This window comes from Halodurantibacterium daqingense (assembly GCF_042666235.1).
Classification (GTDB): Bacteria; Pseudomonadota; Alphaproteobacteria; order Rhodobacterales; family Rhodobacteraceae; genus Halodurantibacterium; species Halodurantibacterium daqingensis.
In genome coordinates, this window is sequence record NZ_JBHTFQ010000006.1 from 193,135 (window position 1) to 218,867 (window position 25,733).

At 69.2% G+C, this 25,733-nt stretch carries 23 protein-coding genes; 11 read left to right on the forward strand and 12 right to left on the reverse strand.

Annotated features, from left to right (window positions below):
- The first annotated feature begins 14 nt into the window (after nucleotides 1-14).
- Nucleotides 15-623, forward strand: coding sequence for a MarC family protein (locus tag ACFQXB_RS12550; RefSeq protein ID WP_377404188.1), 609 nt, complete (start codon nucleotides 15-17; stop codon nucleotides 621-623).
- 275 nt (nucleotides 624-898) lie between these two features.
- Entirely contained in the window at nucleotides 899-1,480 is a 582-nt protein-coding gene (locus ACFQXB_RS12555) for a retropepsin-like aspartic protease family protein (RefSeq protein WP_377404191.1), read from the forward strand.
- Between the two features lie 22 nt (nucleotides 1,481-1,502).
- On the opposite strand, the gene ACFQXB_RS12560 is transcribed toward ACFQXB_RS12555, so the two are convergent.
- Complete coding sequence (locus ACFQXB_RS12560; protein WP_377404194.1) at nucleotides 1,503-1,961, reverse strand: DNA polymerase III subunit chi; 459 nt, start codon at nucleotides 1,959-1,961, stop codon at nucleotides 1,503-1,505.
- Nucleotides 1,961-3,433 (reverse strand): leucyl aminopeptidase, encoded by a 1,473-nt coding sequence (locus ACFQXB_RS12565; protein ID WP_377404197.1) that lies wholly within the window; start codon nucleotides 3,431-3,433, stop codon nucleotides 1,961-1,963. The genes ACFQXB_RS12560 and ACFQXB_RS12565 overlap by 1 nt, the downstream gene beginning before the upstream one ends.
- Before the next feature lie 126 nt (nucleotides 3,434-3,559).
- Here ACFQXB_RS12565 and lptF point away from each other — a divergent pair, with 126 nt between their 5' ends.
- The 6 genes from lptF to rsmA all read left to right on the forward strand — a co-directional run bounded on the left by lptF (nucleotide 3,560) and on the right by rsmA (nucleotide 11,112).
- A complete protein-coding gene (gene lptF / locus ACFQXB_RS12570) occupies nucleotides 3,560-4,729 on the forward strand; it encodes an LPS export ABC transporter permease LptF (RefSeq protein ID WP_377404200.1) in 1,170 nt (389 codons plus the stop codon).
- Nucleotides 4,726-5,817, forward strand: coding sequence for an LPS export ABC transporter permease LptG (gene lptG / locus ACFQXB_RS12575; RefSeq protein WP_377404203.1), 1,092 nt, complete (start codon nucleotides 4,726-4,728; stop codon nucleotides 5,815-5,817). The genes lptF and lptG overlap by 4 nt, the downstream gene beginning before the upstream one ends.
- Entirely contained in the window at nucleotides 5,814-7,946 is a 2,133-nt protein-coding gene (locus ACFQXB_RS12580; protein WP_377404206.1) for an LPS-assembly protein LptD, read from the forward strand. The genes lptG and ACFQXB_RS12580 overlap by 4 nt, the downstream gene beginning before the upstream one ends.
- 31 nt (nucleotides 7,947-7,977) lie before the next feature.
- Nucleotides 7,978-9,180 (forward strand): peptidylprolyl isomerase, encoded by a 1,203-nt coding sequence (locus ACFQXB_RS12585; protein ID WP_377404209.1) that lies wholly within the window; start codon nucleotides 7,978-7,980, stop codon nucleotides 9,178-9,180.
- Nucleotides 9,181-9,283: 103 nt separating this feature from the next.
- Nucleotides 9,284-10,273 (forward strand): 4-hydroxythreonine-4-phosphate dehydrogenase PdxA, encoded by a 990-nt coding sequence (gene pdxA, locus ACFQXB_RS12590; protein ID WP_377404212.1) that lies wholly within the window; start codon nucleotides 9,284-9,286, stop codon nucleotides 10,271-10,273.
- Nucleotides 10,270-11,112 carry a 16S rRNA (adenine(1518)-N(6)/adenine(1519)-N(6))-dimethyltransferase RsmA gene (gene rsmA, locus ACFQXB_RS12595; protein ID WP_377404215.1) on the forward strand — a complete coding sequence of 281 codons (843 nt, stop codon included), beginning with the start codon at nucleotides 10,270-10,272 and terminating at the stop codon, nucleotides 11,110-11,112. Before pdxA ends, rsmA begins: the two co-directional genes overlap by 4 nt.
- Before the next feature lie 891 nt (nucleotides 11,113-12,003).
- Here rsmA and ACFQXB_RS12600 read toward each other — a convergent pair.
- The 5 genes from ACFQXB_RS12600 to speB all read right to left on the reverse strand — a co-directional run bounded on the left by ACFQXB_RS12600 (nucleotide 12,004) and on the right by speB (nucleotide 16,510).
- Nucleotides 12,004-12,945, reverse strand: coding sequence for a DUF4167 domain-containing protein (locus ACFQXB_RS12600; RefSeq protein WP_377404218.1), 942 nt, complete (start codon nucleotides 12,943-12,945; stop codon nucleotides 12,004-12,006).
- 241 nt (nucleotides 12,946-13,186) lie between these two features.
- Nucleotides 13,187-14,014: a peptide chain release factor N(5)-glutamine methyltransferase gene (prmC, locus tag ACFQXB_RS12605; RefSeq protein ID WP_377404221.1), complete on the reverse strand. Its 828-nt coding sequence runs from the start codon at nucleotides 14,012-14,014 to the stop codon at nucleotides 13,187-13,189.
- Nucleotides 14,011-15,066, reverse strand: coding sequence for a peptide chain release factor 1 (prfA, locus tag ACFQXB_RS12610; protein ID WP_377404224.1), 1,056 nt, complete (start codon nucleotides 15,064-15,066; stop codon nucleotides 14,011-14,013). Before prfA ends, prmC begins: the two co-directional genes overlap by 4 nt.
- Before the next feature lie 44 nt (nucleotides 15,067-15,110).
- The gene (locus tag ACFQXB_RS12615; RefSeq protein WP_377404227.1) at nucleotides 15,111-15,554 is read right to left on the reverse strand and encodes a DUF1499 domain-containing protein; all 444 of its coding nucleotides are present in this window, start codon (nucleotides 15,552-15,554) and stop codon (nucleotides 15,111-15,113) included.
- Entirely contained in the window at nucleotides 15,551-16,510 is a 960-nt protein-coding gene (speB, locus tag ACFQXB_RS12620) for an agmatinase (protein WP_377404590.1), read from the reverse strand. The genes ACFQXB_RS12615 and speB overlap by 4 nt, the downstream gene beginning before the upstream one ends.
- 75 nt (nucleotides 16,511-16,585) lie before the next feature.
- Here speB and ACFQXB_RS12625 point away from each other — a divergent pair, with 75 nt between their 5' ends.
- Both ACFQXB_RS12625 and ACFQXB_RS12630 read left to right on the forward strand, forming a co-directional pair.
- On the forward strand, nucleotides 16,586-17,959 hold the full coding sequence (locus ACFQXB_RS12625) for an NAD(P)/FAD-dependent oxidoreductase (protein WP_377404229.1): 1,374 nt from the start codon (nucleotides 16,586-16,588) through the stop codon (nucleotides 17,957-17,959).
- A 38-nt stretch (nucleotides 17,960-17,997) separates the two neighbouring features.
- Nucleotides 17,998-19,047, forward strand: a complete 1,050-nt coding sequence (locus tag ACFQXB_RS12630) for a lysine-2,3-aminomutase-like protein (protein ID WP_377404232.1) — start codon at nucleotides 17,998-18,000, stop codon at nucleotides 19,045-19,047.
- A gap of 720 nt (nucleotides 19,048-19,767) precedes the next feature.
- On the opposite strand, the gene ACFQXB_RS12635 is transcribed toward ACFQXB_RS12630, so the two are convergent.
- From ACFQXB_RS12635 to fabD, 3 genes are all read right to left on the reverse strand, one after another.
- Nucleotides 19,768-20,001, reverse strand: coding sequence for an acyl carrier protein (locus ACFQXB_RS12635; RefSeq protein WP_150422503.1), 234 nt, complete (start codon nucleotides 19,999-20,001; stop codon nucleotides 19,768-19,770).
- 192 nt (nucleotides 20,002-20,193) lie between these two features.
- Nucleotides 20,194-20,931: a 3-oxoacyl-ACP reductase FabG gene (fabG, locus tag ACFQXB_RS12640; RefSeq protein WP_377404235.1), complete on the reverse strand. Its 738-nt coding sequence runs from the start codon at nucleotides 20,929-20,931 to the stop codon at nucleotides 20,194-20,196.
- 25 nt (nucleotides 20,932-20,956) lie between these two features.
- Nucleotides 20,957-21,886: an ACP S-malonyltransferase gene (gene fabD, locus ACFQXB_RS12645; RefSeq protein WP_377404238.1), complete on the reverse strand. Its 930-nt coding sequence runs from the start codon at nucleotides 21,884-21,886 to the stop codon at nucleotides 20,957-20,959.
- Between the two features lie 163 nt (nucleotides 21,887-22,049).
- On the opposite strand from fabD, the gene ACFQXB_RS12650 reads away from it, so the two are divergent.
- Nucleotides 22,050-23,249, forward strand: coding sequence for a cytochrome b/b6 domain-containing protein (locus ACFQXB_RS12650; protein WP_377404241.1), 1,200 nt, complete (start codon nucleotides 22,050-22,052; stop codon nucleotides 23,247-23,249).
- A 193-nt stretch (nucleotides 23,250-23,442) separates the two neighbouring features.
- Here the strand turns inward: ACFQXB_RS12650 and ACFQXB_RS12655 are convergent, their stop codons facing one another.
- The gene (locus ACFQXB_RS12655) at nucleotides 23,443-24,255 is read right to left on the reverse strand and encodes a heme-dependent oxidative N-demethylase family protein (protein WP_377404244.1); all 813 of its coding nucleotides are present in this window, start codon (nucleotides 24,253-24,255) and stop codon (nucleotides 23,443-23,445) included.
- Between the two features lie 14 nt (nucleotides 24,256-24,269).
- Entirely contained in the window at nucleotides 24,270-25,724 is a 1,455-nt protein-coding gene (der, locus tag ACFQXB_RS12660; RefSeq protein ID WP_377404247.1) for a ribosome biogenesis GTPase Der, read from the reverse strand.
- Nucleotides 25,725-25,733 lie beyond the last annotated feature (9 nt).

Genomic DNA, 25,733 nt, shown 5'->3' on the forward strand with positions numbered 1-25,733 from the left:
CAGGAGCAACGCTGATGGACGTCACCTTCCTCATCACCGCCTTTGTCGCGCTGTTCGTGGTGATCGACCCGATCGGCCTTGCGCCGCTGTTCATCGCCCTCACCGCCGGCATGACCCAGCGCGAACGCGTGGCGGTGGGCCTGCGGGCCTGCGCGGTCTCCATTGCGCTTCTGACCCTCTTCGGCCTCGCCGGCGAGGGCGTGCTGGCCTTCATCGGCATCTCGATGCCCGCCTTCCGCATCGCCGGAGGCATCCTGCTGTTTCTCACCGCGCTCGACATGCTGTTCGATCGGCGCGCCCCGCGGCGTGAAGGCCAGACCATCCCGGCCGAGGATCCGTCAGTCTTTCCGCTGGCCATGCCGCTGATCGCGGGACCGGGCGCGATGGCCACGATGATCCTCCTGGCCGGACAGACCGAGTCGAACCTTGCCCTGCTGGCCGTGCATCTGGTGATGGCGGCGGTGGTGGCGATGTGCTTCCTGCTGTTCCTGCTGGCCGGCCCGATCGAGCGCGTCCTGGGCCGCACCGGAACGCTGGTCGTCACGCGGCTTCTGGGAATGCTTCTGGCGGCGCTGTCGGTGCAGTTCGTCATCGACGGGCTGCGAAGCGTTCTCGCCTCCTGATCCCGGCAACCCGACGTGGCGCGGGGCCGGACAAGGCCGCTTTCAGCGCCGCGGCCCGACCCCGGGTGCAGCGCGGAACTCGTCGCCGGGCAAGGCAGCGGCGCGATCCCCGGCCGGACCGGGCAGAGGCGCGCGCCGGACACGGGCCCGCGCCGCGCTTGACCACCCCGCCAGGCACCTGCACGACCGACCGCCGCCCGGCCTTGCTGTTTTTCCCAACCCGCCCGTGACAGCCGCCGTCCCGCGCCCTAGATTGCACCGCAGGGGGTATGCCGATGGCCGGAGACGATTTCGCACGGGTGCTTTACCTGATCTTGCTGCTGGCGGTGATCGGCGGCTATTTCCTGCTGCAGAACCGCCGCCAGATGGGGCAGATGGTGCAGCAGATGGCGATCTGGCTGCTGATCATCATCGGGCTTGCCACCGGCTGGGGGCTCTGGTCCGATCTTCAGCGCGACCGCATTCCGCAGCATTCGGTCATCACCGGCGCCGCCCGGGTCGAGGTGCCGCGCGCCATCGACGGGCATTACTACCTGACGCTTGAGCTTAACGGCACGCCGGTGCGCTTTGTCGTCGATACCGGCGCCACCGACGTGGTGCTGACCACGCAGGACGCGGCGCGCATCGGCATCGACCCGGCCGATCTTGGCTATTTCGGCCAGGCGCGCACCGCCAACGGCACGGTCCGCACCGCCCGGATCCGCATCGACGAGGTGACCCTGGGCGAGTTCCGCGACACCAACCTGACCGCCTGGGTCAACGAGGGCCAGATGGAAACCTCGCTTCTGGGCATGGCCTATCTGAACCGGTTCGAGCGGATCGAGATGGTCCGCGACCGGCTGATCCTTTCACGCTGAACATGAAGATTGCGGCGCAACGCTAGGCTTTTTCTGCCTTTTTCTGCCAGCGGCCCGTTTCCTCGCTCCAGTATTGCGCGGCGATGCCCGCGCCGGTCAGGCGGCGCCACTGGTCGCGGGCGGCCTCGACCGCGGCGGGATCATTGCCGTCGAACAGAAGCCAGGCGCGTTCCAGCGTCCGCGCCTCGTCGGCCTCGATCACCGCCCCGTCCAGCGCCATGAGGCACTGCGCCCCGTTCGGACGGTCGCTGCCGGTGGTCAGCAGCACCGGCTGGTCGGCATCGTGCGGCCCGCCCGCCAGCCCATGCGGCAGAAAGCTGTCGTCAGCCCCCAGCCACAGGCGCTGGTCAAGCCAGGCCAGCCGATCCGCGTCACTGCCGCGGATCACCACCCGCCAGCCGGTCTGCAGCGCCTTTTCCAGCAGCATCTGCGCAACCGTTTCCACCGGCGAGTGGGTCAGATGATAGAACAGCGCCGGCATCAGCCCTGTGCGTCAGGGCCGGTTTCGAACCGGTCGCGGATCAGCCGGTCAAGCGCCATGACGCCCCAGCCCGTTGCCCCCTTGGGCGCAAAGCTGCTGTCGGTGGTCAGCAGGGCGACGCCGGCGATATCAAGGTGGATCCAGGGGGTTTCCGGCTTCACGAAGCGTTGCAGGAACTGCGCCGCGGTGATCGACCCGGCCGCCCGGCCGCCGGTGTTCTTGATATCGGCCACGCGCGACTTGATGAGCTTGTCATAGGCCTCGCCCAGCGGCATGCGCCAGGCGCCCTCGCCCTCGGCGGCGGCGGCCTTGAGGAAGGCACCGCACAGCCTGTCGTCGTTTGAGAACACGCCGGCGTTTTCATGCCCCAGACCGATGATGATCGCCCCGGTCAGGGTGGCAAGATCGATCAGGCCCGCGGGCTTGAAACGGTCCTGCGCATACCACAGCACATCGGCCAGCACGAGCCGCCCCTCGGCATCGGTATTGATCACCTCGATCGTGTCGCCCTTCATCGACCGGACGACATCGCCGGGCCGCTGCGCGCGCCCGTCGGGCATGTTTTCCACCAGCCCCACAAGGCCCACGACATTGGCCCGCGCCTTGCGCAACGCAAGCGTGCGCATCACGCCCGCCACGACGCCCGCGCCGCCCATGTCCATGGTCATGTCCTCCATCCCGGCGGCGGGCTTGATCGAGATGCCGCCGGTGTCGAAGACCACGCCCTTGCCCACCAGCGCAAGCGGGGCTTCGTCGCCACCGCCGCGCCACTGCATGACCACGACCTTCGAGGGGCTTTCCGAGCCCTGCCCCACGCCCAGAAGCGCGCGCATCCCCAGCGCCTCCAGCTCCGGTTCCTCGAGGATCTCGACCTCGAGGCCCAGTTCCTGCATCGCAGCAAGGCGGGCGGCGAAATCGCTGGTGGTCAGGATGTTGGCGGGTTCGTTCACCAGATCGCGGGTGAAGAACACGCCTTCGGCCAGTGCGGCCATCGGTGCGGCGGCGGCGGCCACCTCTTCGGGGCGATCGACCATGAAGGTCACGCTGCCCAGCGGCTTGGTTTCCTCGGTCTTGTGATCGGTGAAGGCATAGGCGCGCAGCGCAAGGCCAAAGGCCACTTCGGCGGCGCGCGTGATGCCGGGCGCAAGCACCAGAACCGGCTGCGGCCCCAACGCCTTGCCAATTGCGGCCCCGGCCTTGCGCGCCTCGGCGGCGCCGGCACGGCGGTCAAGCCGCACGACCTGCAGCGCCTCGGCCTTCAGGCCCGCGGGAAAGGCCAGGTCGCGCGCCTCGCCCGGCTTGGCCTTTTGCCATCCCTCGCTGTCCAGAAGCCGCGCCAGCGCGCCACGGGTGGCGCGATTGGCACGGCGCACGGCGGCGGTGCTGCCTGACAGGACAACAACGCGCCCTTCGAAGGTGGACAGGGCCGCAAGATCGGTTTCGGTGAAATGAATGCTGACAGGTGTGGTCATCTGGTCTTCCCTTGGCTTCGGCGCGAGCCTAGCCGCCCCCCGCCGCGATGACCAGATTAGAGTTTTCCCCGCCCGGCAATTCGGCTAGGGTCCGCGCCACTGTTCACCCCGGGGGTCGCCGCGCGCATGTCAAGATTCGACAGATACATGCTGTCGCAACTGATGACGGTGTTCGGCTTTTTCGCGCTGGTGCTCGTGTCGGTCTATTGGGTCAACCGGGCGGTGGCGCTGTTCGATCAGCTTCTGGGCGATGGCCAGACGGCGCTGGTGTTTCTGGAAATCAGCGCCCTGACCCTGCCCAATGTCATCCGGCTTGTGCTGCCGGTCGCCTCGTTCGCGGCGGCGGTCTTTGTCACGAACCGGCTGTCCACCGACAGCGAACTGGTGGTGATGCAGGCCACCGGCTTTTCCAGCTTTCGCCTTGCGCGGCCGGTGCTGATGTTCGGGCTGGTGGTGGCGCTGCTGATGTCGGTGCTGACGCATTACCTTGTGCCGGCAAGCCGCAGCACCCTGGCCGAACGCCAGGGCGAGATCGCCGAGAACATCACCGCCCGCCTGCTGGTCGAGGGCCAGTTCCTGCACCCCGCCGAGGGCATCACCCTTTACATCCGCGAAATCCTGCCCAGCGGCGAATTGCGCGACATCTATCTCTCGGACGCGCGCAGCCCGCGCAGCCGCACCACCTATTCCGCCCGTGCCGCCTATGTCGTGCGCGGTGACAGCGGCCCGGTGCTGGTGATGGTGGACGGGCTGGCCCAGACCCTGCGCGCCGAGGGCCAGCGCCTGTTCACCACCCGCTTTGGCGATCTGACATATGATATCGGCGCGCTGGTGTCGGTGGGCGGGCGCGGTCGGCTGGATGCGCGCGAACTGCCGACGCTGGCCTTGTTCAACCCCAGCGAGACGCTGCTTGAGGAAACCCGTCAGAGCCGCGCCTTCTTCCTGCACGAGGCCCACAGCCGCTTTGCCCAGCCGATGCTTGCGGCCGTCTCTGCGCTGATCGGCTTCGGCACGCTGCTTCTGGGCGGGTTCAGCCGCTTCGGGGTCTGGCGGCAGATGCTTCTGGCGGTGGTCCTGCTGGTGCTGGTGCAGATGGTGGCCAATGTCGCCTCGGGGATGGCCTTGCGCGATGAACGGCTGGCGGCGCTGGCCTGGGCACCGGTGCTTGCAGGGGGGGCGATCGCGGTGCTGGTGCTGTGGCTGTCGATCCGGCCGCGCCGCGTGCGCCCGCCCCGCCCGCCGCAGGGTCCACCCCAGAATCCGCGCCGGGGTCTGCACGGAGGGGCAACGGCATGACCCTTGCCCGCTATTTCGCGCGCCGCTTCCTGCGGGCCTTTGCCATCGTGCTGGGGGTCTTTGCCGGAATGCTGCTGCTTCTGGACATGGTGGAACAGATCCGCCGTCTGTCGGGCAGCGCCCCGGGGCTTGGCCCGGCGCTGGAGCTGGCCGCGCTCAACATGCCCGAAGGGGTGTACCGGATCCTGCCGCTGATCGTGATCCTTGCGGCGCTTCTGATGTTTCTGAGCCTCGCACGCAGTTCGGAACTGGTGGTCACGCGGGCGGCGGGCGTTTCGGCATTGCGCAGCCTCGTCGCCCCGGTCGCGACGGCGGTGCTGCTGGGGGTGCTGGCGGTCGCGGTGCTGAACCCGCTGATAGCCGCAACCTCGAAACGCTACGAGGCGCGCGCCGGCCAGTTGACCGGCAGCGAAAGCGTGCTGTCGATCAGCCGCGAGGGGCTGTGGCTGCGTCAGGGCGGGGCCGAGGGCCAGACGGTGATCCGCGCGCAACGCGCCAGCCTTGACGGGACGGTGCTGCAGGGGGTGACCTTCCTTACCTTCGCGCCCGAAAGCGGCCCGGCCCGCCGGATCGAGGCCGCCGAGGCGCGGCTGACCCCAGGCGCCTGGCAGGTGCAGGATGCCAAGGACTGGCCGCTGGACAGCGACAACCCCGAACGCGACGCGCGCCGCCACGCGGCGATGACACTGCCCACCGACCTGACGCTCTCGCAGATCCGTGACAGTTTCGGCACCCCTTCGGCCATTCCGATCTGGGATCTGCCCGCCTTCATCGGCCAGCTGGAACGCGCGGGCTTTTCCGCCCGGCAACACCGGGTCTGGTTCCAGATGGAACTGGCGCTGCCGCTTCTGATGGGGGCGATGGTGCTGATCGCCGCCGCCTTTGCCATGCGCCCGCCCCGGCTGGGGCGCACCGGGCCCCTGGTGCTGATCGCGCTGCTGGCGGGGCTGGGGATCTTCTTTCTGCGCAACTTCGCGCAGGTGCTGGGTGAAAACGGCCAGATCCCGGTGATCCTGGCCGCCTGGAGCCCGCCCATCGCCGCAGCCCTGCTGGCGCTGGGGCTCATTCTGCATCTGGAGGACGGATGATCGCCTTGCGGACCCTTTGCGCGGCGGCCGCGCTGTCGATCGCGCTGGCCGTTCCCGGCCAGGCGCAGGATCTGCCCGCGACGCTGGTGGCCGACCGGGTGCAGATCGCCGGCGACAACCGGCTGATCGCCGAGGGCGCGGTCGAGGTTCTCTATGGCACGACGCGGATGCGCGCCAGCCGGATCATCTATGACCGGGCGGGCGACCGGCTGACCATCGAGGGGCCGATCACGCTGGTGGACGCGGCCGGGGTGATCCTGGTGGCCGATGAGGCCGAGCTGAGCACCGATCTGCGCGAGGGCCTTCTGCAAGGCGCGCGCATGGTGCTGGAGCAGCAGTTGCAACTGGCCGCCACCAGCCTTGCGCGGCGCGAGGGGCGCTATACCGAGTTGCGCAACACCGTGGCCTCGTCCTGCCAGATCTGCGCGAACAATCCGACGCCGCTGTGGGAAATCCGCGCCGCCCGGGTGCTGCACGACCAGGAGGCGCAGCAGCTTTACTTTGACCGCGCGCAGTTCCGGATCATGGGCCTGCCCGTCGCCTATATTCCGCGCCTGCGGATGCCCGATCCGACGCTGGACCGGGCCAACGGCTTTCTCGCGCCACGTTTCCGCACCACAAGCACCCTGGGCTATGGCGTGCGGATTCCCTATTTCTTCACGCTGGGCGATCATGCCGATGTGACGGTCTCGCCCTATATCTCCTCGGGGCGGACGCGGACGCTGGACTTCCGCTATCGCCAGGCGTTGCCCGGCGGCAGCTATGAACTTGCCGGGGCCATTTCGGACGACGATCTGGAGCCTTCGGGGCTGCGCGGATATGTATTCGGCAGCGGCCGGTTCGACCTGCGCGACGACTATGTGCTGAGCTTCGGGCTGCAGGCCGCCAGCGACAGCTTCTACCTGCAGGATTACGACATCTCGGATCAGGACCGGCTGACCAATCGGGTTGAACTGTCGCGCACCCGCCGCGACGAGCATTTCAGCGCCCGGGTCTTTCACTTCCGCAGCATCCGCGCCGGCGAGGTGAACGCCCTGCAACCCACCGCCGTCACCGATCTGAACTATATCCGCCGCGAAACGCTCTGGGGCGGGATCGGGACGGCGCGGTTCAATGCCCATACCCATTACCGCCCCTCGGATATCGACATGCTGGGCCGCGACGTGGGCCGCGCAAGTGGCCAGCTGGACTGGCAGCGCAGCTGGATCCTGCGGGGCGGGCTCAAGGCCACGGCGAACCTGCGCGGCACCTTCGATCAATATGCAATCCGCCAGGACAGCAGCCTGCCGCCACGCCCCAACCGCTTTACCCCCGCCGCAGCCGTGGAACTGCGCTGGCCCTGGGCGCGGCAGGGCACCACGGGCGTGGTGCATGTGATCGAGCCGGTGGTGCAGGTGGTGCGCAGCCATTCCTCGCGCAACGGGCTGCCCGACGAGGACAGCGTGCTGGTCGAATTCGACGAGGGCAACCTCTTCAGCCTCAACCGCTTCCCGGGCTGGGACCGGCACGAGACAGGCACGCGCGTCAACGCCGGGCTGCAGTACAGCCGGCTGGATCCGGCCGGCTGGCAACTGGGCCTGGCCCTGGGGCGGGTGCTGCGCGACGACGGACGCGATCAGTTTCCCACCCAGTCGGGGCTGGGCGGCGCGCGGTCCGACTGGCTGGTGGTGGCCGATATCACCAATTTCGCGCTGCGCGGCACCGGCACGATCAGCCTGACCAACCGCGCCCTCTTTGCCGATGACCTGAGCTTTTCGCAGAACGAGCTGCGCCTGAACTATGATGCCGGGCGGCTGGATCTGGCCAGTTCCTACCTTTGGGCGGCGGCCGATCCGGCGCAAGGGCGCGAGGCCGATGCCTCGGAATGGGTGCTCGATGCCGCCTGGCGCGTGACGGCGAACTGGCAGGCGCGCACCGACTGGCGCTATGACTTCGAGGCCGAACAGGCGACACGGGCGGGCTTTGGCCTGATTTACCGCAACGAATGCGTGGCGGTTGATCTTTCCCTCTCGCGCAGGTTTACATCCTCGACTAGTGTGCGGCCCACCACGACCTTCGGCCTTTCGGTCGATCTGGTTGGCTTCGGCACCGGCCAGGCGGGGGCGCGCAGCCGCTCCTGTTCGGGCTGAGCCGGGCGAAAGACGGAGAACGGACCAGACCATGCGCCTGACCATGCTTTTCACCGCCGCCCTTCTTGCGCTGACCCCGCTTCCGGGCGCGGCGCAGGGGCTGTTCCAGACCCGCGCCCAGGTGAACGACCGGATCGTCACCGGCTACGAGGTCTCTCAACGGGCGATGTTCCTCGAAGTGCTCAACACCGCCGGCGACCTGCAGCAGCAGGCGCTTGACGCGCTGATCGAGGACCGGCTGCGGCAGGATGCGGCGGCCCGGCTGGGCATCACCCTGACCGAGGCGCAGCTTGAGGCCGGCATGGCCGAATTCGCCGGCCGCGCCAACATGAGCACCGAGGAATTCGTCGCAGCCCTGGGCCAGACCGGCATCGCCGAGGAAACCTTCAGCGATTTCGTCGCCGCCGGGATGCTGTGGCGCGAGGTGGTGCGCGCCCGTTTCGCGCAGCGCGCCAGCACCAGCGTGACCGAGGCCGATATCGACCGGGCGCTTTCGGCCAGTTCGCAGCGCGGGGCGGTGCGGGTGTTGCTGTCGGAAATCATCCTGCCCGCAACGCCCGAGTTCATCGAACAGACCGCGCCCCTGGCCGAGGAAATCAGCCAGCTGCGCGGCAGTGCCTTTGCCGACGCGGCGCGCCAGTTTTCGGCCGCGCAATCGCGCGAACAGGGTGGCCAGATCGACTGGCTGCCACTGGCGAACCTGCCGCCCGAAATCGGTGCGATGTTCCTGACCATGCAGCCGGGCGACGTGACCCCGCCGATCACCCTGGGCAATGCGATCGCGATCTTCCAGCTGCGCGCGCTTGAGGAAACCCGCAGCACCGACCCCAGCGCGGTCGAGGTGGAATATGCGCGCTTCCTGATCCCCGGCACCGGCGCCGCGGCGCAGACGCTTGTGGCGCAGATCGCGGCACAGGTGGACAGCTGCGTCGATCTCAACCGCCCCGCCGTGGGCCTTTCCCCGGGGCAGGTCGTGGTCACCAGCCAGACGGTTGCGCAGCTTCCGCAGGATATCGGGATGGAGCTTGCGCGCCTTGATGCGAACGAGATCTCGTCCAGCCTGACACAGGGCAATGACACGCTGGTGCTGATGCTCTGCCACCGCCGGCCGATCCTGCCCGAGCCGCCGTCGCGCGATGCGGTGCGCGAACAGATCATCAACCAGCGTCTGAACGGCTATGCCGATATCCTGATGGACGAACTGCGCGCCGACGCCTTCATCCGCCTGCAATGACGGCACGCCTCCAGCCTTCCGCCGGTGCGGCCTGCGATGGCCGGCCCGCCTGGCGGGCGCCGCCTGGCTGCGGGCGCGACCCGGCCTTGCGCGGGGGCCGCGCATGAGCCGCCCGCCCGTTGCCCTCACCTGCGGCGAGCCTGCCGGCATCGGCCTTGAAATCGCCCAATCCGCCTGGGCGGTACTGGGCGCGCGGCTGCCGTTCTTCCTGATCGCCGACCCCGCGCATCTGCCCAAGGGCGCCGCGATCCGCGAGATCAGCGACCCGTCCGAGGCGCTGCATGTTTGCGCCACAGCGCTGCCGGTGCTGCCGCACCCCTTTCCCGCGCCGGCGCGCCCGGGCCGGCCCGAGCCTGCCAATGCCGCCGCGGTGATCGAGGTCATCGCGCGGGGCGTGCAGCTTGTGCAGCGCGGCGCGGCCTCGGCGCTTTGCACCAATCCGATCCACAAGAAGGCGCTGAAGGATGGCGCGGGCTTTGCCTATCCTGGCCATACCGAATACCTCGCGGCGCTGGCCGGGGTGGACCGGGTGGTGATGATGCTGGCCTGCGACGCGTTGCGGGTGGTGCCGGTAACGATCCATATTCCGCTGTCGCAGGTGCCTGGCCAGCTTGATGCGCAGCTTCTGCGCGACACGCTGCGCATCACCCATGCGGCGCTGCAACGCGATTTCGGGCTGGTCAGCCCGCGGATTGCCGTGGCCGGGCTCAACCCCCATGCCGGCGAGGGCGGCGCGATGGGCGACGAAGAGGCGGTGCTTATCGCCCCGGTTCTGCGCGCCCTTCAGGCCGAGGGCATGGCCATCACCGGCCCCCATTCCGCCGACACGCTGTTTCACGCCGAGGCCCGCGCCCGCTATGACGTGGCGGTGGCCATGTATCACGATCAGGCGCTGATCCCGATCAAGACACTGGATTTCGCCAACGGGGTCAATGTGACGCTGGGCCTGCCCTTCATCCGCACCTCGCCCGATCACGGGACCGCATTCGACATCGCCGGCAAGGGCAGTGCCGACCCTTCCAGCCTGATCGCCGCCCTGCGCATGGCCGAGGCGATGGCCCGCGCCCGCGCCCTTGCCGATGGCGCGCCATGAGCGCGATTGACGGCCTGCCCCCGCTGCGCGCGGTGATCGCGCAGCACGGGCTCAGCGCGAAGAAGCAGCTTGGCCAGAACTTCCTGCTGGATCTGAACCTGACCGCCAAGATCGCCCGTCAGGCCGGCGATCTGTCCGGCGCGGATGTGCTGGAAATCGGGCCCGGGCCCGGCGGGCTGACGCGCGGCCTTCTGGCCGAGGGCGCGCGCCGGGTTCTGGCGGTGGAAAAGGATGCCCGCTGCCTGCCCGCCCTGGCCGAGATCGCCGCCGCCTATCCCGGCCGGCTTGAGGTCATCAACGCCGACGCGCTGGATCTGGACGTGACCGCGCATCTGACGCCGCCGATCAAGGTGGTGGCAAACCTTCCCTACAACGTCGGGACCGAGCTTCTGATCCGCTGGCTGACCCCTGCCGCCTGGCCGCCGTTCTGGGACAGCCTGACGCTGATGTTCCAGAAAGAGGTGGCCGAGCGCATCGTTGCGCGCCCCGGGTCAAAGGCCTATGGCCGGCTGGCGCTGCTGGTGCAATGGCGCGCCGAGGCCCGGATCGTGATGACCCTCCCGCCCGAGGCCTTTACCCCCGCGCCCAAGGTGCATTCGGCGGTGGTGCATGTGACGCGCCGCGAGGCGCCGCTTTACCCGGCCGACGAACGGATCCTGTCGCGGGTGACGGCCGCAGGCTTCAACCAGCGGCGCAAGATGCTGCGCGCAAGCCTCAAGGGCGTCGCGCCGGATATCGAGCGTCACCTTGTCACCGCCGGCATCCCCCCGACCGCGCGGGCCGAGGAAATCAGCCTCGAGGCCTTCTGCGCCCTCGCCCGCTCGATCGCCGCGGGCTGATGCGCCTGCGCCTTCGGGCCGCGGCGGTGTCGGCCCCAGGGCCGGGACACCCGGCGCGGTATCTTCCGCCTGGCGCGGGGGCGCCGGCCGCAGGCCAGCCACCTTCCGGGCGGAAGGGGCGCTGCCCTCGGCGCGAACGACCCGCCGTCAGCCGCCAGCGTCGCCCGGGATCCGCCTCATGTCCAGGCAGCTTGCCCGGCACGATCAGGGACAGGGTGCCCTCCGCCTCGGGGGCCGGGCGTCCCTCGGCCGTCAATCCGCAGCACCTTCGACCTCACCCTGCCACGGTCACGCCCGGATCGACCGGCAGCCCGCCGCCCTGGCGCAACGCCCGCGCCCGGCGCGGCTGAACCGGCCCGCCGGCAGGATGCCCCCGGCCGGCCGTTCCGGGCCCCGGCCTCAGCGTCATTCCGCCGACCGTCCGATGAACGGGCACAACCACCATCCCGGCCAAGCCGTATCAGCCTGCCCGGCGCATAGACAACCGGCCAGAGCGCATACACCCGGGCCGGCACATGCGCCGCCACCCGTGCCCATCGCCGCCGGCCGGCCGCGCGGGAGCCAGAGACGCCGACAGGGAAAGGGTGCACGGGATGCCTGCGGGCCGCAAGCTCTGTTCTGCCCCCTTGTTGCCGCTGGCTGCCCCGTGTGGAGAACTGGCCGGGAGGTGTCCTTGGGAGTTCATCGGGAGCGAAATATGGAGGCCATTGGCTTGGTGGAGCTGCTGGCGGCACGGGCTGGCGAGGGTCGGCGACCGGCTGGCGGCGTTCCGGCAGGGCCGACGGCCGGCGGGCAGCCGGAACCGGCCGCGACCAGGGCGGGCCTCGGCGGTCGGTGTGGAACGGAGATGCGGCGGGCGCCGGACAGAAAACGGGCCCGAAGGCCCGCTGGTCATTCGACCGTGGTTTTCTTGTCGCTGTCCGCCTTCGGCTTGCGCGTATAGCGGCGCTTGGGCTTTTCGGCCGGCGCCTCGGCGGCGGGTTCGTCGAACAGCGCCGGCTGGGCATCGGCCTGGGGCTCAGCGGCCGGGGGGGCGGCGTCAGCTGCCTCGGGGGCAGAGGGTTCGCGGCGCGGGCTGCGGCGGCGGTTGCGCTGCGGATTGGCCTCGGGCGTTTCGACGAGCCCGGATTCCTCGCCGCTCAGGTCGATCACCTCGTTCGCGCCAAGGGTCTGGGCGTCGGACGCAGGGGAAGCCGGTGCATCGCTGCCACGCTCCGGGCCGGACGATGCGGGGGCCGCAGCGGCGGGCGGCTGCTCGGCGCCGCGCTCGGCGGGCTGGGGCGCATCGGCGCTTGCCTCGGCACGCGGTTCGTGGCGCGGCTGGGCGCGATGCTCGTTCTGGGCCCGGTCCTGGCCACGATCCTGGCGGGGCTGATCCTGGCGCGCGGTGTCGCGCGGCTGATCGTTGCGCCCGTCATTGCGGTCGTTGCGCCCGTCATTGCGGTCGTTGCGCCCGTCATTGCGGTCGTTGCGCCCGTCATTGCGGGTGTCGTTACGGCCATCCTGACGGTTGTTGTCCTGACGGCCGTTGTGGCCATTGCCCTCATAACGGTCGTCGTCCTCGCGGCGTTCGGGCTGCTGGCCCATTTCGCGCTGCGCCTCGCCCAGCATGCGGGTGTAATGCTCGGCATGCTGCAGGAAGTTCTCGGCGGCCACCCGGTCATTGGAAAGCTGGGCGTCACGCGCGAGGATGAGGTATTTGTCGATGATCTGCTGCGGCGTCCCCCGCACCTTGCCCTCGGGGCCGGACGAATCGAACACCCGGTTGACAATATTGCCGAGCGGGCGCGGGCGGTTCGACTTGGAACGCGAACGGGACTTGGATGATCTCATGCTTTTCTTTTATCCAGCCTTGATGGGCCTTGCGTGGCGGGATCGGCGGCGAATCGGCGTGCCGTAACCCGTTGAACCGCACATGTTGGGCTTACCAGCGCGGGAAACAGCGCATCGCCATCCTCCCGTCACGGGACTGACTAAACATGTCAGGCGCCATGAAACAAGCGAAAAACACATCACCACCCGCGACTTTGCCGCTTTTCGCCGGAATGTGGCCGGGCCGCGCCACTGCGCGCGCTCAGGGCCACTGGCCCAGAACCACCCTGTCCCGACCATCCAGATCGGGCAGAACCCGCACCCGGGCCGCACCTGCCCCGCGCACCAGCGCCGCAACCGCGGCGCCCTGCGTGGCGCCGATTTCCAGCGCCAGCCGCCCGTTCGGGGCCAGATGCGCCCGGACCCCGGCCGTGATCGCGCGATAGGCGTCAAGCCCGTCGCCGCCCGGCGTCAGCGCCAGATGCGGTTCCCAGTCGCGCACCTCGGGGGCAAGCGCCTCCATCTCCGCAGCAGCAATATAGGGCGGGTTGGACACGATCAGATCGAACTGCCCCGGAACGGCGGCATACCAGTCCGATTCGGCAAAGCGCGCCCGGTCCGACAGGCCCAGCAGGCGGGCATTGTCCCGCGCCACATCCAGCGCCGCCGGCGACAGATCGACGCCCAGCCCCGTGGCATCGGTTTCGGCCAGAAGCGTCAGCAGGATCGCGCCCGTGCCCGTGCCCAGATCCAGCACGCGCGCAAAGGGTTCCTCGAGCGCGGCGGCAACCAGCGTTTCGGTTTCCGGGCGGGGATCGAGCACATCCGGCGTCACGCGGAAGCGGCGGCCAAAGAAGTCCCGCCAGCCAAGGATCTGCGAAACCGGCTGGCGGCGAAGGCGCGCGGCGATGGCCTGCTCAAAGCGCGCGGCGGCACCTTCGGGCAGAGGGTCGTGCAGGGCAAGGGTCAGCCGGTCGGCGGGAATGTCCAGCGCATGCGCCATGAGAAGCCGGGCATCGCGGGGGGCGCCTTCGATGCCCGCGTCGCGCAGGCGGGCAACGGCTGCGGGCATGAGGTCGGCTGCCCTCATGCCTCCATCTCGGCCAGCCGCGCCGCCTGGTCATGCGCGATCAGCGCGTCGATCACCTCGGTCAGGTCGCCCTGAAGGATCGCGTCCAGACGGTAAAGCGTGAGGTTGATGCGGTGGTCCGTCATCCGGCCCTGGGGGAAGTTGTAGGTGCGGATCCGCTCGCTCCGGTCGCCTGAACCCACCTGCGCCTTGCGATCGGCCGAGCGTTCCGCATCGGCGCGGCTGCGCTCCATGTCGTAAAGGCGCGCGCGCAGCACCTGCATGGCGATGGCGCGGTTCTGGTGCTGGGACTTTTCCGAACTGGTGACCACAAGCCCGGTGGGAATATGGGTGATCCGCACGGCCGAATCGGTGGTGTTGACATGCTGCCCCCCCGCCCCGCTGGCGCGCATCGTGTCTATGCGGATATCGGCCGGGTTGATCTCGATATCGACCTCTTCGGCCTCGGGCAGGACGGCGACCGTCGCGGCCGAGGTATGGATACGCCCGCCGCTTTCGGTGGTGGGAACGCGCTGCACCCGGTGCACCCCGGATTCGTATTTGAGCCGGGCAAAGACGCCCTCGCCCTGAACGCTGGCGATCACCTCCTTGATGCCGCCCAGCTCGGTTTCCTGCAATTCGATGATCTGGAATCGCCAGCCCTGGGCCTCGGCGTATTTCTGATACATGCGAAGCAGATCACCGGCGAAAAGCGCGGCCTCGTCCCCGCCGGTTCCGGGGCGGATCTCGATGATCGCGGGGCGGGCATCGGCGGCATCCTTCGGCAGAAGCGCCAGTTGCAACGCCTGTTCCAGCCCCGGAAGGCGGGCGCGCAGGCGCGGCAGTTCGTCCTCGGCCAGGGCGCGCAGTTCCGGGTCGGAGAGCATCGCCTGCGCATCGTCCAGATCGGCCAGCACCTGACGGTAGGCGGCGATTTCGGCGACCACAGGCTTCAGCTCGGAATATTCCCGGCTGAGCGCGGCAATCTCGGAGGGCGCAGCGCCCTCGGACAGCTTGGCCTCCAGGAACTGGAAGCGGCGGGTGATCTGATCGAGTTTTTCCAGCGGAACCATGGCCGCAGGGCATGGCCGATCGGCCCGGCGCGGTCAAGCCTTTGCTAGAGCGGTTCGGGCAGTTGCCGCAGCCAGCCATCAAGCCGCGCCTGGTTGACGCCCATGTCGGAACGGCCGAACCGCGCCCGGGAAAACACCGCCAGCGTCGCGCCGTCAGGATGCGGGACGACCCGGACCGTGACCAGATCCGGAAAGCCCCAGATCCGGCTGCGCGCCACATAGGTCATGTGCCCTTCGGCCACCGAGCCGGCCAGAAGCCGCGTGCGCGGATCGGCCATGGCGATGTCATCCACCGCGGCGGCGAGGGTTTCGGGCGGAATCGGATAGACCACGCTGCCCGACCGCAAAAGCGCGTGGTTGGGCCGGTCGGGCGGTTGCACCTGATCGGGATCGACATGCCAGGCCGGGCCCTCAAGCGGCGCAAGGCGCACCCAGGCGGCTCCGCCCAGCGCGGCCACGACCAGCAGCAGAAGAAGGCGCCGCATCATCGCCGGCCCCAGCAATAAAGGCACATCAGCTCGGTGGCCACATGCGCGCCCATGATCGCGGTGACCCCCGTCGGATCATAGGGGGGCGAGACTTCGACAACATCGCCGCCGACCATGTTGATCCCGGCGATATCGCGCAGGATATGGGCGGCCTGCGCGCTGGTCAGCCCGCCCCAGACGGGCGTGCCGGTGCCCGGCGCAAAGGCCGGATCCAGCGCGTCGATATCGAAGGTCACATAGGCCGGATGGTCGCCCACGATGTCCCGGATGCGCGCGGCGGTCACGGCGGCGCCGTTTTCATGCACGAAGCGCGCATCAAGGATCTGCATGCCCATCGTGTCGGGGTTGTCGGTGCGGATTCCCACCTGAACCGAACGGGCCGGATCCACCAGCCCCTGCCGGATCGCCTTGTAAAGGAAGGTGCCGTGGTCGATGCGCGTCATGTCGTCATCCACCCAGGTGTCGGAATGGGCGTCGAACTGGATCACCGACAGCGGCCCGAACCGCTCCGCATAGGCGCGCAGGATCGGCAGGGTGATGAAATGGTCGCCCCCCAGCGTCAGGCTGCCCGCCCCCGCCGCAAGGATGGTGCGGATATGGGCCGTCAGCGTATCGGGAAAGGCCGGGACATTTGCGTAATCGAAGGCCATGTCGCCATAATCGACAATCGCGAAGCCCTCGAGCGGGCTGAACCCCCAGCCATAGGGCGCATCGAAGGCCTGAAGCGCCGAGGCCTCGCGGATCGCGCGCGGACCAAAGCGTGTGCCGGGGCGATGCGTCACCGCCTGGTCGAAGGGCACCCCGGTCACGGCCAGATCCACACCGGTCAGATCCTTGGTATAGCTGCGACGCAGGAAACTCGTCGCGCCGCCAAAGGCGTTTTCATAGGCGAGGCCGCGCGGCCCCTGCCGGGTAAAGGCGGTATCCACCTCGGTCCTTGCATCTTCCAGCGCCATGGTCGCATCCTGTTTGCGCATCTTTCCCCCGCACACTAGCGTCTCGCGCAGGAAAGGCCAGCACGAGCGGAAACCATGCAGCTTTACGAATCCCCCGCCTATGATCCGGCCTGGCCCGACAGCCACTGGGCCGCGACCAGCCCCGCGCCCCCGCCCTGCCCGCCCCTGACCGGCGCCGCGCGCAGCGAGGTGGCCGTGATCGGCGCGGGCTATGCCGGGCTGTCGGCGGCGCGCGCGCTTGCGCAGGCGGGCGTGGGCGTGACGGTGCTTGAGGCCGTGCAGCCGGGCTGGGGTGCTTCGGGGCGCAACGGCGGTTTTTGCTGCATGGGCGGGTCCAAGCTGGACGATGCCGCGCTGGTCCGCCGCTTCGGCCCCGAGGCCGCGCGCCGCTTCCACCGCTTTCAGCAAGAGGCCGTGTCCCATGTTGCCACCCTTCTGCAGGAGGAGGAAATAGACGCCGATCGCGGCCCCGATGGAGAGATGCTGCTGGCCCATCGCCCCGCCGCCTGGGCGGCGCTGCAGCGCCAGGCGCGCGAGCGGGCGCAGCTTCATGGCGAAAGGCTGGTGCTGCTGTCGCCTGCGGAGCTTGCCGCGCGGGGCATTGCGGGGGCGGGGTTTCACGGCGGGCTGTTCAACCCGGTGGGCTTCCCGCTGCATCCGCTGAAATATCTGCGCGGACTGGCCCGGGCGGCGCAGCGCGCGGGCGCCACCATCTGCGGCGACAGCCCGGTGTCATCGCTGCGCCCCTCCGGGGGCGGCTGGCAGCTGACCACGCCGCAGGGCAGCCTGCAGGCGGGGCGGGTTCTGATCGCCACCAACGGCTATGGCGCCGACGACCTGCCGCCCTGGCTTGCCGCCCGGCGCCTGCCGGTGCTGTCCGCCGTCTTCACCACCCGCCCCCTGTCCGAGGCGGAACGCGCCGCCCAGGGCTGGACCAGCGAAACCATGAGCTTCGACAGCCGCGCGCTTCTGCACTATTTCCGGCTGCTGCCCGACGGGCGCTTCCTGTTCGGCATGCGTGGCGGCACCAGCGCCCGCCCCGCCGCGCTGGCGGCGCTGCATGCCGAGGCACGGCGGCATTTCGCGGCGCTGTTTCCCGCCTGGGCCGATGTCGCGGTCGAACGGCACTGGTCGGGGCTTGCCTGTCTGACCGGCAGCCTTGCCCCCTTTGCCGGGCCGGTGCCCGGGGCGCCGGGCCTGTTCGCCGCGCTTGGCTGGCACGGCAACGGGGTTTCCACCGCCAGCCTTGCCGGGGCGCGCATCGCGCAGGAGATCCTTGGCCAGACGCCCGACCTTCCCGGGATCATGCGCCACCCGCCGCGCCGTTTCCCGCTTCCCTTCCTGCGCCGGCCGCTGCTGGCGCTGGGCTACCGGGTTCTTGCGCTGAAGGACGGGCCGCTGCCGCGCCCGGGCCAAGCCGCTTGCCATCCCGCCCCCGGGCGCGGATAAGGCGCCGCATCACCCGCACCGCACCGACAGGAGGCCCCATGCCGCCCCGCGCTTTGACCACTGTCCGCGACCTGATCGAGGCCGGGCTTGCACCGGCCGCGGATGAGGCCACGCTTGATGCCGTGGCCGAGGCCTTCCGCATCCGGATCACCCCGGCCATGCAGTCGGCAATCGGCGCCGATCCCGCTGCCGATCCGGTGGCGCAACAGTTCCTGCCCCGGCCCGACGAGCTTGCGATCAAGGATGGCGAACTGGACGACCCGATCGGCGACAGCGTGCACAGCCCCACGCGCGGGCTCACGCATCGCTATCCCGACCGGGTGATCCTGGCCGCGACCCATACCTGCGAAGTGTACTGCCGCTTCTGTTTCCGCCGCGAAAAGGTCGGCGAGGAAGGCGCGCTGCCCGAAGCCGATCTGTCCGCGGCGCTGGACTATATCGCCGCCACCCCGGCCATCCACGAGGTGATCCTGACCGGCGGCGACCCGATGGTGCTGTCGCCCCGGCGGATCGCGGCGCTGCTGGACCGGCTCGCGGCCATTCCCCATGTCGATGTGGTGCGCTTCCATACCCGCATCCCGGTCGTCGCGCCGGAAAGGGTCACGGCGGATCTGGTCGCGGCGTTGGGCCGGCATCCGGCCGTCTATGTGGTGATCCACACCAACCATGCGCAGGAACTGACGCCCGAGGCCTGCGCGGCACTGGCACGGCTCGCGGGCGCGGGCGTGCCGCTTCTGTCGCAGACGGTGCTTCTGCGCGGCATCAATGACGAGGTCGCCGCCCTCGCCGCGCTTTTCCGCACGCTGGTGCGCAACCGGGTCAAGCCCTACTATCTGCATCATTGCGATTTGGCCCGCGGCACCAGCCATTTCCGCACCACCATCGCCCGGGGTCAGGCGCTGATGGCGGCGCTGCGGGGCCAGATCTCGGGCCTCTGCCTGCCCACCTATGTGCTGGATATTCCCGGCGGGTTCGGCAAGGTCCCGATCGGGCCGGGGCATCTTGAACCGGTTGCCGACGGCAGCTGGCGCGTCACCGATCCTTCGGGGCGCGTGCATGGCTATGCCGACCCGCCCGGCCTGCCCTGACAGGAAAGCCTGCGCCAGGGTCGTGATGATCGACGCGCATTCCCGAAGCCGCATCGCGGACCCCGGGCACCGGATCGGGCCGACGACGGGCGCCTGATCGTTTCGTTCGCAGAGCGCGGCCGGTGTCCGGTGTCCGGTGTCCGGTGTCCAGGACATCCGCGGATGAATGGCCGGCCGCAAGGGACGCCAGCGGCCACCCGCCGAGGTTCGTCATGATGACCGGTGCAGCGGCATCCTGGCCGCAGCTCCGCAGCCCGATGGCGGATCGACGGCCCGAAGCGCGACGCCGAGGGATTTCGGGACGCTGTGAAAGACGGGGGATATGGCCCCGGATACCGTCCGGACGTCCTGCGGCAGGCCCGCCCTTTGCCCCACGCGCCGCTGGAAGCGCCGCAACCGGATCGCGATCCTGTTCGGCAGGCTCAAGAACCGGGGCAGAACGCGGCCCTGGGACAGTGCCTGATGGTGTTCGTCTCGGCCCACAGGCGCGATCATGCTGTCTGGCGGCGCGGATCGTCGGTGCCTGAACCCGGTGCCGGAAGCTTCCACGGGCGCAACCAGACCCGTCGGAGCGGGGCTGACGTGCGCAAGCCCGCCGGTGTCGAAGCCGGGCCATCACGGAAAAAGCCCGCCAGGGGCGGGCTTTCGCGGGGTTCCGCAGGCGTCAGTTCCGGCTGCGGTGAGGCAGGCGGGGCCAGCCCGCCGTCATTTCCAGGCCGGTCAGGCGGCTTCCGAGATGAACTTGACCGCGTCGCCGAAGGTCTGGATGGTTTCGGCGGCGTCATCGGGGATCTCGATCCCGAACTCTTCCTCGAAGGCCATGACCAGCTCGACCGTGTCGAGGCTGTCGGCGCCCAGATCGTCGATGAAGGACGCGTTTTCCGTGACCTTGTCCTCTTCGACGCCGAGATGTTCGACGACGATCTTCTTAACGCGATCAGCGATATCGCTCATGTTCATTCCTCATTCGTTTCGCGGGAGGCATCCCGTCTTACTTGTCCTTGCCCCTCGGGGCGGTTCAGAGCCCGCCCCATGCGGAAACAAGGCCACGACCAGCACGGGCAACGCCCCCGGCTCAATCAGCGCCGCCTATAGCACAGTCTTAACCAGAGGCAAACGCTTTCAACCGGGGGAATCCCCCTTGGGTCAGATCATGGCCATACCGCCGTTCACATGCAAGGTGGCACCTGTCACATAGGCGGCCTCGGGGCTGGAAAGATAGAGCACCGCGGCCGCGATCTCGCCCGGCGCGCCCATGCGGCCGGCGGGGATCTGGGTCAGGATCCTGCCCTTCTGGTCATCGTTCAGCTTGTCGGTCATTGCGGTCGCGATGAAGCCCGGTGCGACGGCGTTTACCGTGATTCCCCGGCTTGCCACCTCGTAGGCGAGGCTTTTCGACATGCCGACCACCCCGGCCTTGGCAGCGGCATAATTGCCCTGCCCCGGGTTGCCCGTGGCACCCACGACCGACGAGATGTTGACGATCCGCCCCCAGCGCGCCTTCATCATCCCGCGCAGCACGCCGCGGCACAGGCGGAAGGTCGCCGTCAGGTTCACGTCGATCACGCTTTGCCATTCCTCGTCGGACATGCGCATGAACAGGTTGTCGCGGGTGATGCCGGCGTTGTTCACCAGCACATCGACCGAGCCCATCGCCTCGGCCGCCTGTTTCGGCAGCGCCTCGACCGAGGCCGCATCCGACAGGTCGCAGGCGATCACATGGGCGCGGCCGCCCAGTTCGGCCGCCAGTTCCTGAAGCGGGGCGGTGCGGGTGCCCGAAAGCGCGACCGTGGCCCCCGCGCCATGCAGCGCGCGGGCAATCTCGGCCCCGATCCCGCCCGAGGCGCCGGTGATGAGGGCGTTCTTGCCGGTAAGGTCGAACATGGGAAAACTCCTGTTGTTGGGGCCTTCAGCCAAGGGCTGCGGCCAGATCCTCGGGGGTGCCGATCGTGCGGGTGGCCGCGTCTTTCGCGATGCGCTTGACCATCCCCGAAAGCGCCTTTCCGGCACCGACCTCCCAGAACTCGGTCACGCCGGCCGCCGCCATGAAGGCCACGGATTCGCGCCAGCGGACCGATCCGGTGACCTGTTCGACCAGAAGCGCACGGATGGTTTCGGGATCGGTGACCGCCGCGGCGCGCACATTGGCGACCAGCGGCACGACGGGCGCGTGAATGGTGACGCCGGCCAGCGCCTCGGCCATCGCCTCGGCGGCGGGCTGCATCAGCGCGCAGTGGAAGGGCGCCGAAACCGGCAGCAACAGCGCGCGCTTCGCCCCCCTGGCCTTGGCAATGTCCAGCGCGCGTTCCACCGCCTCGCGGTGGCCCGAAACCACGACCTGCGCGGGATCGTTGTCATTGGCAGCCTGGCACACCTGGCCCTGCGCCGCCTCGGCGGCAACTTGGGCCGCCGCGTCGAAATCAAGCCCGAGCAGTGCCGCCATCGCGCCCTGACCCACCGGCACCGCCTCTTGCATCGCGCGGCCGCGGATGCGCAGCAGGCGGGCGGTATCGGCAAGGCTCAGCGCCCCGGCGGCGGCGAGCGCGGAATACTCGCCCAGGCTGTGGCCCGCGACAAAGGCCGCATCGGTCACCGCGATCCCTTCAGCCTCAAGCGCGCGCATCGCGGCGATCGAGGTCGCCATCAGCGCCGGCTGGGCATTGGCGGTCAGGGTCAGATCCTCGGCCGACCCCTCCCAGATCAGCGCCGAGAGCTTTTCGCCCAGTGCCTCGTCCACCTCGTCGAACACCGCCTGCGCCGCGGGATAGGCCGCGGCAAGTGCCCGCCCCATGCCTACGGTCTGCGCCCCCTGGCCGGGAAAGATATATGCGCGGCTCATCCAGTCCTCCGTTTCAGCTTTGCCCCTCGTCTAGCGGCTGGGCGCGCGCGGTGCAATCTTGACCGCACCGGCCGGGCCATTGCACAGCCACTGTGCATGGAGGGGCGTTCTACGCCGGCGCCGCTTGGGCTAAACTCGGGCGGACCTCAGCAGGATGATCCCCATGGCCACGATGAGCCTTGCCAATACCCGCACCGATTTCGGCGCCGTCGCCAGGACCCTTCACTGGATGACGGCCCTCCTGATCCTCACCGCCCTGCCGCTGGGCCTGGTGGCCGAACGCTGGCCGATGGCGACCGAGGCCGAGCTTGCGGCCAAGGTGACGCTGTTTTCCCTGCACAAGACCCTGGGCGTTGTGGCCTTCCTGATCGCACTGGCGCGCATACTCTGGGCGCTGGTGCAGCCCCGGCCGGTGCCGCTGCATCCGGAGCGCCGGGCCGAGACCTTTCTGGCCGATACGGTGCATTGGGCGCTGTATCTGTCGATGCTGCTGGCCCCGCTGACAGGCTGGGTGCATCATGCGGCAACGACCGGCTTTGCGCCGATCTGGTGGCCCTTCGGTCAGCGCCTGCCCTTCGTTCCGGTGGATGAGGGGCTGGCCCATCTGGCTGGCGGGCTGCACGGTGTCTTTGTCTATGTGCTGCTGGGGGCGATCCTGCTGCATGTGGCGGGGGCGCTGAAGCACCATCTGGTGGACCGCGACGACACGCTGCGGCGCATGCTGCCAGGACGGCGCGCCACTCCGGCCCGCACGGCGGCCCCGGTCCGGCATGGGCTGGTGCCTGCGGTGGCGGCGCTGGCGCTCTATGGGCTTGCGACGGCGGGCGCGCTGGCACTGATGCGCGATACGGCGCCGGCCAGCGTGCTGGGCCCGGTCGAGACCGGCTGGCAGGTCGAGGAAGGGACGCTGGCGATCACCATCCGCCAGATGGGCGCCGAGGTTGCGGGCCGTTTCGAGACCTGGACCGCCGCGATCGCCTTCGACGAAACGCCGGAGGCGGGTAGCCACGGCCGCGTCGAGGTGGACATCGCGATCGAGAGCCTGCGGCTCGGCTCGGTCACCGCGCAGGCGATGGGGGCGGATTTCTTCGACGCGGCCAACCACCCCACCGCACGGTTCGAGGCCGAGATCCTGCCCGAGGGCGAGGCCTATCTGGCCCGGGGCACGCTGACCCTTCGCGGCGTGACGCTGCCGATGGACCTGCCCTTCACCTTGCAGATCGATGGCGACCGGGCGGTGATGGAAGCCACGGCCACGCTTGACCGTCTTGCCTTCGGCATCGGCGCCAGCCAGCCGGGCGAAGGCACCCTGGGCCATGGCGTGACCGTCGATGTGGCCCTGACCGCCCGGCGGCTTCGCTGAGCCGGGCGGCACCTGCGGCAAGGCCTGGGGCTGCGCGGGGCGGCTGCACCGATATGCTTTCCGCCCGCCGCGGCCCCGGGAAACCCGGAGGAGATGCCGCACATCACCGGCGCATATCACCGGCCCATCCGGCAGATGCGAAGCGGTCGCGCAGCACGCCCGCGCGGGCTGGCGCTGCGGCGACGCGCCCGCCTCAGGGGCCTGCGGCAGGATCCCGGGGCGGTTCTCCGGCACCCTCGTAATGGCTGGCGATCGCCGCGCGCGCCTCGGCGGGCAGGTCTGCCATCCGCAGAAGATAGCTGTGAATCGAAAACACCACTGCGCCTGTCCGCGGCAGGCGCAGCAGGCACTGACGTTCGCTGCGCAGATAGGGCATCGGGCCCGGCGGGCGCGGCCGGCCCTCGGCCTCGCGTTGCGGGGCGTGCAGGGTCGGGTCGGCGCAGGGCAGCACATTGGCGCGCCACAGGGGGCGGTCGGGGTGAATGCCATCGAAAAGCCGCTGCACCCGCCGCGCGATCTCGGCATCATATTCGGGCACCGGCACATGGATGGCGGTCAGCGGGCGCAGGAACTTCTCGGCCAGGGTCCAGCGCGAGGGAAAACAGAGGATCGCCCCGGTCAGCACATGTTCGTCCGCCTCCTTCTGAAGGATGCAGAAATCTTCCTGACAAAGCCGGCCAAGGGTCAGAAGCGGCGCGCGGCGATCCAGCGGCACGCACAGGCCATCGGGGCGGGTAATGGCATCGCCCAGGCTGAAGCCAAGCGCCGGCAGATGCGACAGCACAAGGTCCAGAAGCTCCTCGGCCGCGGCCTCGGCGATGGGGGCAAGGGCATGGACGGGCGCGCGGCCTGCGATCAGCACATCGCGCAGCGCCATCTGGCCGGCATAGGCCTCGTCCACCGCCAGCCAGTCGGCAGGATCAAGCGGCTGGATGCCCGGAAGGCGGCGGGTATGGGGCGCAGCCCAGGGCGCGACGGGAAGCCGTGTGTGAAACACAGGATCCATCGCGCCCGCGCCCGTCATTTCAGCGGCGGCTTGCCCAGGTGCTTGCGCAGCCGCGAGGGCGTGGACTTCTTGCGGTCCTTGTAGGGGTTCTGGTCGGACTGGCTGCGCAGCGTCATGCGGATGGGCGTGCCCGGCATGTCGAAGGCATCGCGCAGCCCGTTCACCAGATAGCGCGTATAGCTGTCGGGCAGCTTTTCGGGATGCGAACACATCACCACGAAGCCCGGCGGACGGGTCTTGACCTGGGTCATGTAGCGCAGCTTGACACGGCGCCCGCCCGGCGCGGGGGGCGGATGCGCCTCGGTCATCGCGCCCAGCCACTGGTTCAGCTTGGCGGTGGTGATGCGGCGGTTCCAGACCTCATGCGCCTTCATCACCGCCTTGTGCAGCCGGTCAAGCCCCCGCCCGGTCATGGCTGAAACCGTGACCATGGGCGCGCCGCGCAGCTGCGGCAGCAGGCGTTCGAACATCTCGCGCAGTTCGGCCAGCTTTTCCTGCTTGGCCTCTTCCAGATCCCATTTGTTGACGGCGATCACCACCGCGCGGCCTTCGGTTTCCGCGAAATCGGCGATGCGCAGGTCCTGCTGCTCGAACGGGATCTCCACGTCCAGAAGCACGATCACCACCTCGGCAAAGCGCACCGCCCGCAGCCCGTCCGAGACCGAGAGCTTTTCGAGCTTGTCCTGCACCTTGGCGCGCTTGCGCATGCCGGCCGTGTCGAAGATCCGGACGGGCGTGCCTTCCCAGTCGGTGCGCAGCGAAATGGCATCCCGGGTGATCCCGGCCTCGGGGCCGGTCAGCAGCCGGTCCTGGCCGATGATCCTGTTGATGAGCGTCGATTTCCCCGCGTTGGGCCGGCCGATCACCGCAATCTGCAACGGCTTGGCCTGGGTGGGCACGCGCGGCCCGTCCTCGTCGCCCTCGGCCACATCGACATCGGTTTCGGGCGCGGTGTCGGCGGCGCGTTCGTCGAAGGCATCGGCAAGGGGGCGCAGACGCTGGTAAAGCTCCTCCATCCCCTCGCCATGCTCGGCCGACAGCGGCACCGGCTCGCCCAGACCCAGCGAATAGGCCTCGAGCATCCCGGCCTCGCCGGCGCGGCCCTCGGCCTTGTTTGCCGCAAGGATCACATGCGCGTTCTTGCGGCGCAGGATCTCGGCAAAGATCTGATCGGTGGGCAGGACGCCGGCACGCGCATCCACCAGGAACAGGCAGACATCGGCCATTTCCACCGCACGTTCGGTGAGGCGGCGCATCCGGCCCTGCAGGCTGTCGTCGGTCGCATCCTCCAGCCCCGCCGTGTCGATCACGGTAAAGCGCAGGTCGCCCAGCCGCGCGGCGCCTTCGCGCAGATCGCGCGTCACGCCGGGCTGGTCATCGACCAGCGCCAGCTTCTTGCCGACCAGACGGTTGAACAGGGTCGATTTGCCCACATTGGGCCGCCCGACAATGGCAAGGGTAAAGCTCATCACGCCCTC